This is a genomic window from Enterobacter mori LMG 25706 (assembly GCF_000211415.1).
GTDB lineage: Bacteria > Pseudomonadota > Gammaproteobacteria > Enterobacterales > Enterobacteriaceae > Enterobacter > Enterobacter mori.
Genome location: NZ_GL890777.1, coordinates 220145 through 235522 on the forward strand (window position 1 = coordinate 220145; position 15378 = coordinate 235522).

General features: G+C 51.7%; 16 protein-coding genes. 10 read left to right on the plus strand and 6 right to left on the minus strand.

Annotated elements, in window-relative coordinates:
• Positions 1–240: 240 nt before the first annotated feature.
• The gene (locus tag ENTMO_RS0114810; protein WP_010432448.1) at positions 241–909 is read left to right on the plus strand and encodes a YecA/YgfB family protein; all 669 of its coding nucleotides are present in this window, start codon (positions 241–243) and stop codon (positions 907–909) included.
• Between the two features lie 33 nt (positions 910–942).
• On the opposite strand, the gene tyrP is transcribed toward ENTMO_RS0114810, so the two are convergent.
• The 3 genes from tyrP to yecR all read right to left on the minus strand — a co-directional run bounded on the left by tyrP (position 943) and on the right by yecR (position 3405).
• The gene (gene tyrP / locus ENTMO_RS0114815; protein ID WP_010432450.1) at positions 943–2154 is read right to left on the minus strand and encodes a tyrosine transporter TyrP; all 1212 of its coding nucleotides are present in this window, start codon (positions 2152–2154) and stop codon (positions 943–945) included.
• Between the two features lie 212 nt (positions 2155–2366).
• Complete coding sequence (ftnA, locus tag ENTMO_RS0114820) at positions 2367–2864, minus strand: non-heme ferritin (protein WP_010432452.1); 498 nt, start codon at positions 2862–2864, stop codon at positions 2367–2369.
• Between the two features lie 202 nt (positions 2865–3066).
• Complete coding sequence (gene yecR / locus ENTMO_RS0114825) at positions 3067–3405, minus strand: YecR family lipoprotein (RefSeq protein ID WP_010432455.1); 339 nt, start codon at positions 3403–3405, stop codon at positions 3067–3069.
• 247 nt (positions 3406–3652) lie between these two features.
• Between yecR and ENTMO_RS0114830 the strand changes: the two genes are divergently transcribed.
• From ENTMO_RS0114830 to ENTMO_RS0114840, 3 genes are all read left to right on the plus strand, one after another.
• Entirely contained in the window at positions 3653–4291 is a 639-nt protein-coding gene (locus tag ENTMO_RS0114830) for an RpiB/LacA/LacB family sugar-phosphate isomerase (RefSeq protein WP_010432458.1), read from the plus strand.
• Between the two features lie 234 nt (positions 4292–4525).
• Positions 4526–4609, plus strand: a complete 84-nt coding sequence (gene azuC, locus ENTMO_RS25950; protein WP_003859682.1) for a stress response protein AzuC — start codon at positions 4526–4528, stop codon at positions 4607–4609.
• A gap of 107 nt (positions 4610–4716) precedes the next feature.
• Positions 4717–4968 (plus strand): DUF2766 family protein, encoded by a 252-nt coding sequence (locus tag ENTMO_RS0114840; RefSeq protein ID WP_006176098.1) that lies wholly within the window; start codon positions 4717–4719, stop codon positions 4966–4968.
• A 40-nt stretch (positions 4969–5008) separates the two neighbouring features.
• On the opposite strand, the gene ENTMO_RS0114845 is transcribed toward ENTMO_RS0114840, so the two are convergent.
• Together ENTMO_RS0114845 and ENTMO_RS0114850 are read right to left on the minus strand one after the other, a co-directional pair.
• Positions 5009–6352 (minus strand): anaerobic C4-dicarboxylate transporter, encoded by a 1344-nt coding sequence (locus ENTMO_RS0114845; protein ID WP_010432467.1) that lies wholly within the window; start codon positions 6350–6352, stop codon positions 5009–5011.
• A gap of 149 nt (positions 6353–6501) precedes the next feature.
• Positions 6502–7005: a non-heme ferritin-like protein gene (locus tag ENTMO_RS0114850; RefSeq protein ID WP_010432470.1), complete on the minus strand. Its 504-nt coding sequence runs from the start codon at positions 7003–7005 to the stop codon at positions 6502–6504.
• Positions 7006–7511: 506 nt separating this feature from the next.
• Here ENTMO_RS0114850 and ENTMO_RS0114855 point away from each other — a divergent pair.
• The 6 genes from ENTMO_RS0114855 to otsA all read left to right on the plus strand — a co-directional run bounded on the left by ENTMO_RS0114855 (position 7512) and on the right by otsA (position 14310).
• Positions 7512–8069: a DJ-1 family glyoxalase III gene (locus ENTMO_RS0114855; protein WP_010432473.1), complete on the plus strand. Its 558-nt coding sequence runs from the start codon at positions 7512–7514 to the stop codon at positions 8067–8069.
• A gap of 316 nt (positions 8070–8385) precedes the next feature.
• Positions 8386–9375, plus strand: a complete 990-nt coding sequence (gene araF, locus ENTMO_RS0114860) for an arabinose ABC transporter substrate-binding protein AraF (protein WP_010432476.1) — start codon at positions 8386–8388, stop codon at positions 9373–9375.
• Positions 9376–9445: 70 nt separating this feature from the next.
• Positions 9446–10960, plus strand: coding sequence for an L-arabinose ABC transporter ATP-binding protein AraG (araG, locus tag ENTMO_RS0114865; protein ID WP_010432479.1), 1515 nt, complete (start codon positions 9446–9448; stop codon positions 10958–10960).
• A gap of 14 nt (positions 10961–10974) precedes the next feature.
• Positions 10975–11955, plus strand: a complete 981-nt coding sequence (gene araH / locus ENTMO_RS0114870) for an arabinose ABC transporter permease AraH (RefSeq protein ID WP_010432481.1) — start codon at positions 10975–10977, stop codon at positions 11953–11955.
• Positions 11956–12107: 152 nt separating this feature from the next.
• Complete coding sequence (gene otsB, locus ENTMO_RS0114875; protein ID WP_010432482.1) at positions 12108–12911, plus strand: trehalose-phosphatase; 804 nt, start codon at positions 12108–12110, stop codon at positions 12909–12911.
• On the plus strand, positions 12886–14310 hold the full coding sequence (otsA, locus tag ENTMO_RS0114880) for an alpha,alpha-trehalose-phosphate synthase (RefSeq protein ID WP_010432483.1): 1425 nt from the start codon (positions 12886–12888) through the stop codon (positions 14308–14310). The genes otsB and otsA overlap by 26 nt, the downstream gene beginning before the upstream one ends.
• A 16-nt stretch (positions 14311–14326) precedes the next feature.
• On the opposite strand, the gene uspC is transcribed toward otsA, so the two are convergent.
• Positions 14327–14755: a universal stress protein UspC gene (gene uspC, locus ENTMO_RS0114885; RefSeq protein ID WP_010432484.1), complete on the minus strand. Its 429-nt coding sequence runs from the start codon at positions 14753–14755 to the stop codon at positions 14327–14329.
• Positions 14756–15378 lie beyond the last annotated feature (623 nt).

Below are 15378 nucleotides of genomic sequence, written 5' to 3' on the forward strand. Positions count from 1 at the left end.
CAGAATGGTTAACCCATTGACCGGGTTGCGACATAGTTGAGTATAGAGCGCCGATTTACGCTGCCTTGCGGGACGCATTGAAATTACAGCGGAGATCACATCTCGTTAACAACAAAGCCCATAAGTTGTGCAAGGGTCACGATTTGCACGTTTTTGCAGCAATAAAGACCTCAACTTCAGCCAGGAAAGGCGTACGATATGTGTTAGGATCTTTTCCTTTTTTTATCAGGAGTGTCAGCAATGACTGAAGGCCCATTAAATGAAAGCGAAATGGAGTGGCTGGAAGAGACGTTAATGTCTTACGGTCATGACGATGCGTCCGTGATTGACGTATCCGAACTGGACGGCATGCTTACCGCAGTGCTTTCCGGCCCAAGGGTGGTTGAACCCGATGCCTGGCTGGTAGCGGTCTGGGGCGGCGAGAAGTACATTCCGCGCTGGAAAAACGATCGTGAAATGAACCGTTTTATCGATCTCTGCTTTAAGCATATGAACGACATTGCTGAGCGCCTGAGCGAGTATCCTGATCAGTTCGAGCCCATGTTTGGTTTTAACGACGTTGATGGACAAAGCTACACCGTGGTTGAAGAGTGGTGCTATGGCTACATGCGCGGCGTGGCGCTGACCGACTGGTCGTCACTGCCTGACGAACTGAAAGCCGATCTGGATGTGATTGCTCTGCACGGGACGGAAGAGGGCAGCGAAAAGCTGGATGAACTGACCGAAGAGGAGTATACCGCCAGCATCGAGAGCATCCAGCCCGCGGCGCTGCGTTTATACAACTACTGGGTTGCTAACCCGCAACAGCAGGAAACCCAAAAACCGATTATTAACGGCACGAAGGTCGGGCGTAACGATCCTTGTCCGTGCGGCAGCGGGAAGAAGTTCAAGAGTTGTTGTTTGCATTAATAAAGAAAGGGGCTAATCGTAGCCCCTTTTTTATTACCCCACTTCCGGCAGCATTCCCGCTGCTATGAGGAATTGCACCAGAATAATCACCACGCCACAGGCAAACACGATGCACAGCAGCGGTTTACCTCCCGCCACGCGATAACCTTGCTGAGGATGCTGCTGACGGCTCTTCCATGCCAGCAGGGAAGGCAACAGCAGCGCGAGGACGGATAACGCCACACCCGCATAGCCCAGCGCCATTACAAAGCCACGCGGGTAAAACAGCGCAAAGGCCAGTGGCGGCAGGAAGGTAATTGCACCCGTTTGCAAGCGTCCGGCAACGGTATTGCGGCGCTGGAACAGATCGGCCAGATAATCAAACAGGCCGAGCGCCACGCCCAAAAACGACGTCGCCAGCGCCAGGTCAGCGAACAAATGTACCGCCAGCTCGACGTGTGGAGAGGTCACCACCTCACGCAGCGCCATCAGGAAACCATTCAGGCCGGAATGCGCAGCCATTAAACCGATAAAGGTTGAGGAGTCAATGCTGCCCAGCGTGACCAGCTGCCAGAAGATGTAGGCGACCAGCGGAATCGCGCTGCCGATGATAAAGATGCGGCGCAGCTTGCGGGTATCGCCATTCATATAGCTGACGATACTCGGCACGCTGCCGTGAACACCCAACGAGGTGAAAATCACCGGGATCGCGGAAAGCGCCAGCCCTTTTTCCAGCGGCAGCGTCAGCAGGTTAATCTTGTGAACGTGCGGCGCAAGCAGAACCAGCATCACAACCAGGAAAATAATCTTGGCGCTGAACAGAAAGCGGTTAAACAGATCGACAAGCGATGTGCCAATACATACCACGCCGCCGCCGATGCGCGCGAAGAAGACCGCGCCTGTGCCGGGCGTAATGTGTGTACCAAACCCATCATTGACGCTGGACGCGATCAGCTCTCCGGCTCCGCTAATGTAGGCAGCCGTCAGGGCGTACATCAGGAACATCATGCTAAAGCCTGTAACCCACTGGCCATAACGTCCCAGGTAGCGTGCAGCCAGCGAACCTAAACCCGTGTCGGCAGGGACGTGCTGATAAACCTCCAGCAACAGCAGAGCGGTGTAACACATCAACGCCCAGAGTGTGGCGAGAAGCAATAACGTTACGCCAAATCCGACGCCTGCGGCCGCCAACGGCATGGCCAGCATTCCTGCGCCAATCGTCGTTCCTGCGACGATGAAAATACTTCCCAGAGCTCTGTTTTTCACGCTTTCCTCTACAACGATTCTTAATCGCGACCTAATCTGCGGCGCAGAGTAAGGGAAAAGCGTGAACTCGTCAAATCACCGTTACAACCCGTGTAATTTTAAGTTTACGCTTTGGCGAGGGGCAAACATCTGTTGAACGGTGAGGCGAAGGGGAGAGGTAATAAGTAGAGGGGGCATTAAAACGGTGCTGAGGGTTCAGCACCGTGTGGGAATTAATTTTGCGTATCGAGTGTCGCCAGTTCTTTATCAATAAAGTAAAGACCTTCACCTGATTTACCGGCCAGAGACAATTTATCCAGCACGGATTTAAACAGTTTTTCTTCTTCGTGTTGCTCAGCAACGTACCATTGCAGGAAATTAAAGGTCGGATAATCCTGGCTGGTCATTGCAGCATGAACCAGTTCATTAATTTTCTGGGTGATCAGCTGTTCGTGCTCGTAAGTGGCGCGGAACAGTTCATCAAGAGAACCGTATTCAGCAACCGGAGAGGCGACCGTATCAATGCGCGGCAGGCTGCCCGTATCCGTCAGATAATCAAAGAGACGCTGCATGTGCGTCATCTCTTCCTGTGCGTGACGACGCAGAAACGCGGCGGCACCTTCAAAGCTGTGATAGCTGCACCAGGCGCTCATCTGCTGGTAAAGAAGGGATGAATAAAGCTCAAGGTTCATTTGAGCATTGAGCTTGTCGATCATTTCAGTTTTCAGCATGGTGGCGCTCCGATTTATTATTTCTGGTTCACAATGAGCGACACTATAATTTGTTATTTAATTATTTGCAAAACGTAAAATAAATATTTGTTTATTTAAAAATACGAATGGGAATAACACGCATTGGCACGTTTTATATTTATTAATGAGAATTGTTTGTGTTCTTAATTAAAAAGACTGCCAGCTCTGCTGGCAGACGACATTAATACCATGGATTCGTGACGTTAGGATTCACGGCGTAGCCCATGCATTTATACTGAATGGTCACGCTCTCGTTCAGGCACAGCGATCCGCTAATCAGGGTACAGGTTTTGACAGGCTGACCATAGGCGGAGGCGGTGGCATATCCCATGCCCTGACAGGCTTTCACTGCGGTGCCGTTATTCACATACGCATCGGAATGGGCGTTTTGCAGCATGGCCTGGCCGTAGTCGAGGCGGACAACTCCGTTGGGGGCGTCAAGGTGACTGACCTCCGCCTGACGGTTAACGTTGCATCCCGCGAGAAGCAGGATCGTTCCGGCGATGATTACTCTTTTCATGGTTCACTCTGCGTGAAGAGGGAAATACGCTATTTTAGCTTCAATTGTTCCAGTCAATGCCTCGAATAGCCCGAGGATCAACCCTTTCTCTTCGCAACGAACCGCATCAGGTCACGAAACTGTGAGCGCAATTGCGTTTTTTAAAACGCATTTTCACTTAATTTGAAAGAGTGTTTGTTTGATAGTAAGGTTAAGGGGATAAGGTATCCACAGCGGGCTTGTCCGCCACACATTCAGGAGAGACACGATGAAAATTGCGCTGATGATGGAAAACAGCCAGGCAGCTAAAAATCCCATCATCCTTAATGAGCTAAAAGCCGTTGCCGATGAAAAAGGCTTCCCGGTGTATAACGTCGGGATGAGCGACGAGAACGACCACCATCTTACCTATATCCATCTGGGCATTATGGCGAGCATTCTGCTGAATTCCAGAGCCGTGGATTTTGTCGTGACCGGCTGCGGTACCGGCCAGGGGGCGCTGATGTCGCTGAATATCCATCCGGGCGTGATTTGCGGCTATTGCATCGATCCTGCTGACGCCTTCCTGTTTGCGCAGATCAACAACGGTAACGCGCTGTCCCTGCCATTTGCCAAAGGCTTTGGCTGGGGCGCTGAATTGAACGTGCGCTTTATCTTTGAGAAAGCCTTCACGGGCCGTAACGGCGAGGGGTATCCGCCAGAGCGTAAAGAGCCTCAGGTGCGTAACGCGGGGATCCTGAATCAGGTGAAAGCGGCGGTGGTAAAAGAAAATTACCTTGATACCCTGCGCGCAATCGATCCTGAACTGGTGAAAACCGCCGTATCCGGTCACCGCTTCCAGCAGTGTTTCTTTGAAAACTGCCAGGATAAAGAGATCGAAGCCTTCGTTCGGGGGATTGTTGGCTAACAGCATGTGATGACATCCATAACTTTCCTGGCGTATCAAAATTTTTTATAAAAATTTACTGGAATTTATATGGGCGTAACCCGTGGATTTTGCGGCTTTTTTCGTAACATTGTTGTAGCACTGGTGGATTTGTTTGTGTGATGTTAGTCACAAAATGATTGATTTTTGTGATGGTGGTCATATTATAAGCGCATTGACAATAACACCTGCATAACACGTTACTGGAGCAACAAAATGAAACTGCGCAAAATCCTGAAAAGCATGTGGGCTAACTACTGCACGACTTTCAAAGACGTCCCACCGGGTGCGATGTTCTGATAAAAAAACCTGCTTCGGCAGGTTTTTTTATGCCTGCGGGCGACGAGAAAGAGATGAAAGGGCGCGCGGTTTGCTACTATGGCGGCCTTTAACTAAGGAGAAACCCCATGTCACAAAACCTGAGCGCCGATCAGGAACTGGTCTCTGACGTCGTTGCCTGTCAACTGGTTATTAAGCAAATCCTTGATGTGATTGACGTTATCGCGCCTGTCGAAGTGCGTGAAAAAATGTCGACCCAGCTGAAAAACATCGATTTTACCAGCCATCCGGCGGCAGCCGATCCGGTTACGCTTCGCGCTATTCAGAAAGCCATCGCACTGATCGAGCTACGATTCACCCCGCAGGGCGAGTCTCACTAAGCCGTGAAACGGGCGACCCTGTCAGTCGCCCGAGATACTGTCAGAAGAAGGTCTGGACCAGCAGGTAGCTCGCCGCACAGGCGCAGCTCACGCCGATCAGCCCCGGCAGGATGAAGCTGTGGTTGATGATAAATTTGCCGATGCGGGTGGTGCCTGAACGGTCAAAGCCGATGCAGGCCAGATCGCTGGGGTAGGTCGGTAAGACAAAGTAGCCGTAGGAGGCCGGGAAGAAGGCGATCAGCATTTTCGGATCGATGCCCAGCATTAAGCCCATCGGCGCAACCGCAGTTAACGCCGCCGCCTGGCTGTTCACCAGTTTAGAAACCAGAAACAGTACAATGGCATAGGTCCACGGGTGGCTTTTCACGACCCCTTCCAGCGCCATTTTCAGTTCATCCAGATGCGCCTGGAAAAAGGTATCGCTCATCCACGCCACGCCAAACACCGAGAAGATCGCAACCATTCCCGCTTTAAACACCGCACCGTTCGAGATGGCAGAGGCATTCACCTTGCAGGCCATTAGCATGACAGCACCGGCAATCAGCATCATCATCTGGATGACCAGGTTCATCGAAAGCGCCGCCATTTTGCCTTTTACCTCAAAAGCAGGGCGCAATTCAGGCAGGGCACCGAGCAGAACCACGATGGCAATCCCGGTGAAGAAGATCCAGGTGGACCAGTAGGCCTGTTTCGGGAAGCGCTGATTCATGAGCGTTTCCGTGCCGCCATAGATAAATTCCCGCTGTTTCGGATCTTTCAGCTTTTCCTGAAACTCTACGTCATCCGCTAAATCTTTGCCGCGACGTAAACTCCACAGTGCTGCAATCGCCACCCCAAACAGCGAGGCAGGTACGGATACGGCGAGGATCTCCAGGATCCCCCACGCGTGACCAATCCCGTGCTGTGCGCCGAGAATCGACACCAGCGACACAACCGCGACCGATACAGGCGAGGCGGTGATGGCCATTTGCGAAGCCACGGAGGCTACCGCCATGGGGCGTTCCGGGCGGATCCCTTTTTTCAGCGCAATATCGGCAATGATGGGGAACATGGTGTAAACCACGTGTCCCGTGCCGCACAGAAAGGTCAGCATCCAGGTGGTGAAGGGGGCGAGGAGCGTGATGTGCTGCGGATGTTTGCGCAACAGACGCTCGGCGAACTGCATCATCACGTTCAGACCACCGGCAGTCTGCAGGGTGGCCGCACAGCCAATCACCGCGAGAATGGTCAGCATCACGTCAACCGGCGGTTTGCCAGGTTGAAGCCCAAAAATGAAGCTCAGAATAAACAGGCCAATACCGCTGATTAGCCCCAGTCCCATCCCGCCAAAGCGGGTCCCGACCAGCAGACAGGCAATAACAACAATAAACTCAATGGTGATCATGATGCTCCCTCGTCAAACATTATGTAATTAAATAAATCATTACACGATGTAGGGTTATTCATTGGGAGCAAGATCTGATTTGTTAAATCTCAGACAAAGCAGGAGGTTGTGGGAGGAACCTGCCCCGGTCAGGAGCAGGTCAGTCGTGCTCAGTGGCGCTGAACGGTGACAATGTCGAGCAGATGACGGTCAGTTTGCTCCGGGCATAAACCGGCATGCTTCGCATTGCGGAGTTCGTCCGCAAGCGTTTTGAGCAGCGTACCGTCCTGCTGCTGCTCTTTGTCCATATCGCGCAGGAATTTCAGGGTAATGCTGTCGTGCTGCGCTTTGGCTTCATCAGCCAGTTTGCTGAGTGTGCTGCAGCGCTGTTCATACTCTTCAAGCGTTTTCTGGAACAATTCTTCCAGCGAAGAGTAGTTATCGTCGATCGTGTCCAGGGCTTTTACGATAGGGTTCGCCCCTACAGCTTTCAGAAAGTTAAAGACGCGCATCATATGCGTAACGTTACTTTGCGCCTGAGTACGAAAGAACGTGGCTGAACCATTAAGACTGTTCTCGGAGCACCACGCGCTCAAATGCAGGTGCAAATTGGAGGCGTAGAACTCCAGGTTCATTTGGGCATTCAGTTTTTGCATCATAGTTTGGGTAGTCATACTCATATCCTTATTGACTGTGGGACGTGATGTCCGCAGCTAAACCTGACCCGGCAGGTACATAAAATCACATGGCAGAAGGCAATTCTGCATTGACGGAAGTTGACCGAATATTCACATCCTGTGTTCGATATAAATAAGCATACCCTTGTCTCCGGATTAAGAAAACTCTTAATCCGTCCGTATTTACCATAGATTACAAATTTTAATATAGTACAGAATCTCAAACAGATAGATATAAATTAATACATCAATAAGCTATTGATTTTAATGGTTGTTAATATATTTATTGCTCTGGATTCACAGCGTTAAATAGTCTGGTAACAGAATATTCTGCGAATAGAACAAATATGCATGATTAATTCAAAATATATTCTATGGGCGTAAAGTTGCGCTAAATCAATTTTTGCGAAAATGACGGTAATGTGATCGCCGTGCAGGATTGTTCCTGATGACTCTGTGAAAATGAAACAGTGTTTTAATGTATTCCATTCACTGAGGTTAACATGGCCAATGTTGCGGTGCTGCTGGCACCTGGTTTTGAGGAAGCAGAAGCAATTATTACGATTGATATTCTGCGTCGGTTGAATATCGAGGTGGAAACCCTGGCTTGCGCAGAATCTCGGGCGGTAATGAGCTACCATAACATCCCGATGGTGGCAGACTGTACGTTATCCGAACGTCTGAACACGCTTTACGATGCGGTGGTGTTACCCGGAGGGCCGCAGGGAAGCGTCAATCTGGCCGCTAGCCGGGAGGTCATCCGTTTTGTGTCCACACATGATGAAAGTGGAAAATTGATTTGTCCCCTCTGTTCTGCCGCAGCGCGCGTGCTGGGCGGTAACGGGTTACTCAAAGGACGCCGTTACGTCTGCTCGGGAGATTTATGGAAAACCGTAATGGACGGTGAATACGTGGATGCATCGGTCGTCGAAGATAAAAACCTGATCAGCGGTAAAGGTCTGGGCCACGCGTTTGACTTTGCGCTGACCCTTTCTGCTCGCCTGTTGGGTGACGAAGCGCCTGTCCGCGATCACGCGGATCACATCTATTACGCCTGGTAATCTCCCTGCCGGACGTGATGGCGTCCGGCTGTCAGGGACTTCTTGGCTAATCTTATGGATTATTCTGCTTAACCCCATTTTAATTGTCTGACAATTCCTGCCGTTTTTATGTCATTTTCCGCTGAATTTATGTACGCAATTACTGTAATTCTGCGGTGTGATGCCGCTCTCTTATGGATGATTAATTTCCCGCTAAAACTATCACCAGCACTAACGCTTATGACGATGTAAGCGCTAATGTCTTGTTTTAAGTCCGATTAAATAAGAAGCACGCAAATATTCCCTACAGAAAAGATTGCTAAAGCTGGAGTTTACCATGCACAAATTTACTAAAGCGCTGGCGGCCATCGGCCTGGCTGCCGTTATGTCACAATCCGCTATCGCTGAAAATTTAAAACTCGGTTTTTTGGTTAAACAACCTGAAGAACCCTGGTTCCAGACCGAGTGGAAATTCGCCGATAAAGCCGGAAAAGATTTAGGTTTTGAAGTGATTAAAATCGCCGTGCCGGACGGTGAAAAAACCCTGAACGCCATCGACAGCCTGGCGGCCAGCGGTGCGAAAGGGTTTGTTATCTGTACCCCTGATCCGAAACTGGGTTCAGCGATTGCCGCCAAAGCACGTGGCTATGACATGAAGGTCATTGCGGTTGATGACCAGTTCGTGAACGCCAAGGGTAAGCCGATGGACAGCGTCCCGCTGGTGATGATGGCGGCGACCAAAATCGGCGAACGTCAGGGCCAGGAACTCTATAAAGAGATGCAAAAACGCGGCTGGGATGTAAAAGAAACCGGCGTGATGGCGATTACCGCTGACGAGCTGGACACGGCGCGTCGTCGTACTACCGGTTCCATGGACGCCCTGAAAGCGGCCGGTTTCCCGGAAAAGCAGATCTACAAAGTGCCAACCAAATCTAACGACATCCCGGGCGCGTTCGACGCGGCTAACTCTATGCTGGTCCAGCATCCGGAAGTCAAACACTGGCTGGTGGTCGGCATGAACGACAACACCGTGCTGGGCGGCGTGCGCGCAACCGAAGGCCAGGGCTTCAAGGCGCCTGACGTTATCGGCATCGGCATCAACGGCGTGGATGCGGTCAGCGAACTGTCCAAAGCGCAGGCGACCGGCTTCTATGGCTCGCTGCTGCCAAGCCCGGATGTTCACGGCTACAAATCCAGCGAAATGCTCTACAACTGGGTGCCCAAAGGGGCTGAACCGCCGAAATTCACCGAAGTGACCGACGTGGTGCTGATCACCCGCGACAACTTCAAAGAGGAGCTGGCGAAAAAAGGACTGGGCGGTAAGTAATACGCTGTGATTGTGCCCCTCATTCACCTGAGGGGCCAGACGTACACACTACAGGAATCACGGAGTCGTTATGCAACAGTCTGATCCCTATCTCTCTTTTCGCGGCATCGGGAAAACCTTCCCCGGTGTTAACGCGCTGACCGATATCAGCTTCGACTGCCATGCCGGTCAGGTCCACGCGCTGATGGGGGAGAACGGCGCGGGAAAATCCACGCTGTTGAAAATTCTCAGCGGTAACTACACCCCCACAACCGGCACGCTGGCGATACGCGGCGAAGAGGTGGCGTTTGCCGATACGACGGCGGCTCTCAATGCCGGGGTCGCCATCATCTATCAGGAACTGCACCTCATTCCTGAAATGACCGTGGCAGAGAACATCTATTTAGGTCAGCTTCCGCACAAAAGCGGCGTGGTAAATCGTTCGCTACTCAATTACGAAGCGGGGCTGCAGCTTAAACACCTTGGGCTGGATGTTGATCCGCAAACGCCCCTGAAATATCTCTCCATCGGCCAGTGGCAGATGGTTGAAATTGCCAAGGCGCTGGCGCGTAACGCCAAGATTATCGCCTTTGATGAACCGACCAGTTCGCTCTCCGCCCGTGAAATTGAAAATCTGTTCCGCGTGATCCGCGAGCTGCGCAAAGAAGGCCGCATCATTCTGTACGTTTCGCACCGTATGGAGGAGATCTTTGCCCTAAGCGATGCCATCACCGTGTTTAAGGACGGTCGCTACGTGCGGACGTTCACGGACATGGCACAGGTTAACCATGACCAGCTGGTTCAGGCGATGGTCGGACGCGAGTTGGGCGATATTTACCACTGGCAGCCTCGCGAGTACGGCCCGGAGCGCCTGCGTCTGGATAACGTTAAAGCACCCGGCGTGCGCACGCCGATTTCTCTTTCGGTGCGCAGCGGTGAAATCGTCGGGCTGTTTGGCCTTGTCGGGGCAGGGCGCAGCGAGCTGATGAAAGGGTTGTTTGGCGGCACGCGGATCACACAGGGGCAGGTCTCGATTGACGGTCAAAAAATCGATATCCAGAAGCCCGCTCACGCGATCAATGCGGGCATGATGCTCTGCCCGGAAGATCGCAAAGCGGAGGGGATCATTCCGGTCCACTCGGTGCGCGACAACATCAATATCTCTGCAAGACGCAAATACATCCGCGCGGGGTGCCTGATCAATGACGGCTGGGAAGCGAGCAACGCCGACCACCATATCCGCTCGCTGAACATCAAAACGCCGGGTGCGGAACAGCTGATCATGAATCTCTCCGGCGGTAATCAGCAAAAAGCCATTCTGGGCCGCTGGCTGTCAGAAGATATGAAGGTCATTTTGCTGGATGAGCCGACGCGCGGTATCGACGTAGGGGCAAAACACGAAATCTATAACGTGATTTATGAACTGGCAAAACGTGGCGTGGCGGTGCTGTTCGCCTCCAGCGATCTGCCTGAGGTACTTGGCGTTGCCGACCGTATCGTTGTGATGCGTGAAGGTGAAATTGCCGGTGAGTTGCTGCATGAACAGGCGAATGAACAACAGGCGTTGAGTCTCGCCATGCCTAAAGTTAGCCAGGCTGTCGCCTGAGTAAGGAGTCAATGATGTCCTCTGTAACTACATCCGGAGCGCCGAAGTCGGCTTTCAGTTTTGGCCGCATCTGGGACCAGTACGGTATGCTGGTGGTCTTTGCCGCGCTGTTCCTCGCCTGCGCGATTTTTGTGCCGAACTTTGCCACCTTCATTAATATGAAGGGGCTGGGGCTGGCAATCTCCATGTCCGGCATGGTGGCCTGCGGCATGCTGTTCTGCCTGGCGTCGGGCGATTTTGACCTGTCGGTGGCCTCGGTAATTGCCTGTGCAGGCGTGACCACGGCAGTCGTCATCAACATGACCGAGAGCCTGTGGATTGGCGTCTTTGCAGGGTTGATGCTCGGTGTGCTGAGCGGCCTGGTGAACGGGTTTGTGATTGCCCGCCTGAAGATTAACGCCCTGATCACGACGCTTGCGACCATGCAAATTGTGCGCGGTCTGGCCTACATCATCTCCGACGGGAAAGCCGTGGGGATCGAAGACGAGCGCTTCTTTACCCTGGGCTATGCCAACTGGCTGGGTTTGCCCGCGCCAATCTGGCTGACGGTTGCCTGCCTGATCCTGTTTGGCTTCCTGCTTAACCGCACCACGTTTGGCCGTAACACGCTGGCGATTGGCGGGAATGAAGAGGCGGCGCGCCTGGCGGGGGTTCCGGTGGTGCGCACCAAGATCATTATCTTTGTGCTCTCCGGGCTGGTCTCCGCAGCAGCAGGGATCATTCTGGCGTCGCGCATGACCAGCGGCCAGCCGATGACCTCCATTGGTTATGAGCTGATCGTCATCTCAGCCTGCGTTTTAGGGGGCGTTTCCCTGAAAGGCGGCATCGGAAAAATCTCATATGTGGTGGCCGGTATCCTGATTTTGGGGACGGTGGAGAACGCCATGAACCTGTTGAATATTTCGCCATTCTCGCAGTACGTGGTGCGTGGTCTGATCCTGCTCGCAGCCGTGATTTTCGACCGTTACAAGCAAAAAGCGAAGCGTACCGTTTAACGCCTTTCCGCGCTTTTTATTGCTCAACTAATAACCATAGTTGACCCCTTAACCGCCCCGCCAGTTTTACTGACGGGGCGGTTGTCAAATGGCGAGCACCGTCACACTGTCTATACTTACATGGCTGTTTACTCACTGTAAGGAGGAAAAGGGTGGCTGACTTGTTAACCGCACCGCCTGTACTGCCCGGAAAATTTGCTTTCTTTTTTGACCCCGACGGAACACTCGCCGGGATAAAGCCGCATCCTGATGAGGTCGTCGTACCGGATACGGTGTTAGAGAATTTGCAGCAGCTCTCGAGGATGAACGAGGGAGCACTGGCATTGATTTCAGGGCGCTCAATGGCCGAGCTGGACGTGCTCGCCAGTCCATATCACTTTCCGCTGGCCGGTGTACACGGAGCGGAGCGCCGCGATATCCATGATCAACAGCATATTCTCTCACTCCCCGATGCCTTAATTCAGTCGCTGCATGCTCATCTCTCTTCTGCTCTGGAGGCGCTGCCGGGTACCGAGCTGGAAGCCAAAGGTATGGCCTTTGCTCTGCACTATCGTCAGGCACCGCATCATGAAGCGGCAGTCTTTGCCATCGCCCGCGGCGTGGCCGATGCGCACCCGGAGCTCGCGTTACAGCCGGGGAAGTGCGTCATTGAGATTAAACCTGAAGGGATCAACAAAGGCGCTGCTATTGCGGCGTTTATGGCCGAGCCGCCTTTTCAGGGGCGTAAGCCGGTATTTTTGGGGGATGACCTGACCGATGAGGCCGGGTTTATGGTGGTAAATAAGGCCGGCGGGATGTCTGTCAAAGTCGGGCCTGGAGAAACATGTGCCGGATGGCGGCTGGAAAGCGTCGCCAGCGTCTGGCAGTGGATATCTGACGTCGCTAACCAGCAACAACAACAAATAGCGCAACACAACGGGAGAAATCTATATGGGTCGCTTAATCGTCGTCTCTAATCGCATTGCACCGCCGGATGATAAAAAAGCCAGCGCGGGTGGCCTGGCGGTGGGGGTATTAGGTGCCCTAAAAGCCGCCGGAGGACTCTGGTTTGGCTGGAGTGGGGAAATCAGTAACGAAGAGAAGCCGCTTAAGAAAGTCTCACGCGGCAACATTACGTGGGCCTCTTTCGCACTGAACGAACAGGACTATAACGAATATTATTCCGAGTTCTCTAATGCCGTACTGTGGCCTGCCTTCCACTACCGCCTGGATCTGGTCAAATTCCAGCGCGAGTCTTATGACGGCTATATGCGCGTCAATGCTCTGCTGGCCGATAAACTGCTGCCATTAATTAAAGAAGACGATATTTTATGGATCCACGATTATCATCTTCTGCCCTTTGCCAGAGAGTTGAGAAGACGCGGCGTCAATAACCGCATCGGCTTCTTCCTGCATATTCCCTTCCCGACGCCGGAAATCTTCACGGCGCTTCCGCAGCACGACGAGATCCTGGAAGCACTGTCCGATTACGATCTCCTGGGTTTCCAGACTGAAAATGACAGGCTGGCTTTCCTCGACAGCGTGTCGGGTAAAACGCGGCTGGTTACGCATGGCGGAAAATCGCACGCGGCCTGGGGGAAAACCTTCCATACGGAGGTTTATCCTATCGGCATCGAGCCGGAAGAGATTGCCGAACAAGCGTCTGGCCCGTTGCCGCCAAAACTGGCACAGCTGAAAAATGAGCTTAAAAACGTTAAGAATATCTTTTCAGTAGAGCGCCTCGATTACTCCAAAGGCTTACCGGAGCGCTTCCTGGCGTATGAGACGTTACTGGAGAAATATCCGCAGCATCACGGTAAAATTCGCTATACGCAGATAGCGCCGACGTCGCGCGGCGAGGTGCAGGCTTATCAGGATATTCGTCACCAGCTGGAGACCGAAGCAGGGCGCATCAACGGCCGCTACGGACAGCTGGGCTGGACACCCCTTTTCTATTTGAATCAACACTTTGAGCGCAAGATCCTGATGAAGGTCTTTCGCTATGCGGACGTCGGGCTGGTGACGCCCCTGCGTGACGGGATGAATCTGGTGGCAAAGGAGTATGTCGCAGCACAAGATCCTGCGGACCCTGGGGTACTGGTGCTGTCTCAATTTGCCGGTGCGGCGAATGAGCTTACTTCAGCACTTATCGTTAACCCTTACGATCGCGATGACGTCGCGAACGCCCTCCACCGCGCCTTAACCATGCCGCTGGCGGAGCGTATATCTCGTCATGCGGAGATGATGGAGACCATCCGTAAAAATGACATTAACCACTGGCAGGCTCGTTTTATAGACGATCTGCGTGAAATTGAACCGCAGAGCCATGAGGGACAGCTGCAAAAAAAGATCGCGACATTCCCTAAACTGGCGTGATATTCCTCGGGGGGCTTTATGAGCCCCCGAGAGGGACTAACAACACATCCACCTGGCTTGAGGCGACAATCGATTTCGCCGAACATGCCGCGCGCGAAAAAAAGCTTTGGTTATGATTACCGCAGATCACCAAATCAATATTCTGTTTTTGGCACAAGCTAAGAATATGTTCATTTAATTCCCCGGTGGCAATAATGGTCTGGTGAACCGGATATTGCGCCTTTTCGACCAGTTCTCGCAGAAACTGCTGTGTTTCTTCCTGCAAAACCTCACGAATATCCTCCAGCATGGGGGCTGCCAGTTGATTGTACATTTCGGGTTCGGCTGTCAGTGTGATCAGGCTGATGCGAGCATTGGTGGGTCTGGCGATAGAAACGGCACGGGCGACGAGTTGATGACTTTCCGGCGAAACCGCAACAGAAACAAGAAGATGGGTGTAACTCATCACGCACTCCTTTGATGTCTGAACAACAAGGTTTCTTCAGCTTTACCGCGATTTCAAGACTTCCGCAAGGGGGGAATAGGGCATTAGTGTGAAGCTTATCATAATTATTCATTAATTATTCTTATAAGAAGAATAATTGCAAAGTGTGTCTAAATGAAAAAAATTAACAACTTAACGTAAATCACACTTTTTTTAGTCAGTCGCGTTAAATCGTTTTAACCTGTTATAAACACAATTTGAATGATCACGCAGTGAAATAAATTTTATGCACTTTTTTCATAACTATATGTTTTTACTAAGTAATGGAAGTGTGACTGCCAGATGTACGCGATGTGAATGATTGGCGTAGTCAATATAAGCAGAAAAAGCAATTGCTATGCCGTATATGTTCATACGCATGCATGAGTATTCGCTCTTCAAGAATATAAAACAGTCTCGTTTGGTTAAGTTTTGACCAAATTACAAGTCATACTGATGGATTTATGGAGAATATTCACTTAAATTGTGTGACGTAGATCACATTTTTTTTAAATTTGAGGATGGCTGCATTGTATGTGTCAAAACTGACGAGTAGAGTTTGCGTCGAATTAGGAAAAATCTTAGTTATTTGTAAGAAATGATAA

Bases quoted from the DNA above. Each gene is read 5' to 3' on its own strand.
- ENTMO_RS0114810 (WP_010432448.1), top strand. From the start codon at position 241: ATGACTGAAGGCCCATTAAATGAAAGCGAAATGGAGTGGCTGGAAGAG.
- ftnA (WP_010432452.1), bottom strand. From the start codon at position 2,864: ATGCTGAAAACTGAAATGATCGACAAGCTCAATGCTCAAATGAACCTT.
- yecR (WP_010432455.1), bottom strand. From the start codon at position 3,405: ATGAAAAGAGTAATCATCGCCGGAACGATCCTGCTTCTCGCGGGATGC.
- ENTMO_RS0114830 (WP_010432458.1), top strand. From the start codon at position 3,653: ATGAAAATTGCGCTGATGATGGAAAACAGCCAGGCAGCTAAAAATCCC.
- azuC (WP_003859682.1), top strand. From the start codon at position 4,526: ATGAAACTGCGCAAAATCCTGAAAAGCATGTGGGCTAACTACTGCACG.
- ENTMO_RS0114840 (WP_006176098.1), top strand. From the start codon at position 4,717: ATGTCACAAAACCTGAGCGCCGATCAGGAACTGGTCTCTGACGTCGTT.
- ENTMO_RS0114845 (WP_010432467.1), bottom strand. From the start codon at position 6,352: ATGATCACCATTGAGTTTATTGTTGTTATTGCCTGTCTGCTGGTCGGG.
- ENTMO_RS0114850 (WP_010432470.1), bottom strand. From the start codon at position 7,005: ATGACTACCCAAACTATGATGCAAAAACTGAATGCCCAAATGAACCTG.
- ENTMO_RS0114855 (WP_010432473.1), top strand. From the start codon at position 7,512: ATGGCCAATGTTGCGGTGCTGCTGGCACCTGGTTTTGAGGAAGCAGAA.
- araF (WP_010432476.1), top strand. From the start codon at position 8,386: ATGCACAAATTTACTAAAGCGCTGGCGGCCATCGGCCTGGCTGCCGTT.
- araG (WP_010432479.1), top strand. From the start codon at position 9,446: ATGCAACAGTCTGATCCCTATCTCTCTTTTCGCGGCATCGGGAAAACC.
- araH (WP_010432481.1), top strand. From the start codon at position 10,975: ATGTCCTCTGTAACTACATCCGGAGCGCCGAAGTCGGCTTTCAGTTTT.
- otsA (WP_010432483.1), top strand. From the start codon at position 12,886: ATGGGTCGCTTAATCGTCGTCTCTAATCGCATTGCACCGCCGGATGAT.
- uspC (WP_010432484.1), bottom strand. From the start codon at position 14,755: ATGAGTTACACCCATCTTCTTGTTTCTGTTGCGGTTTCGCCGGAAAGT.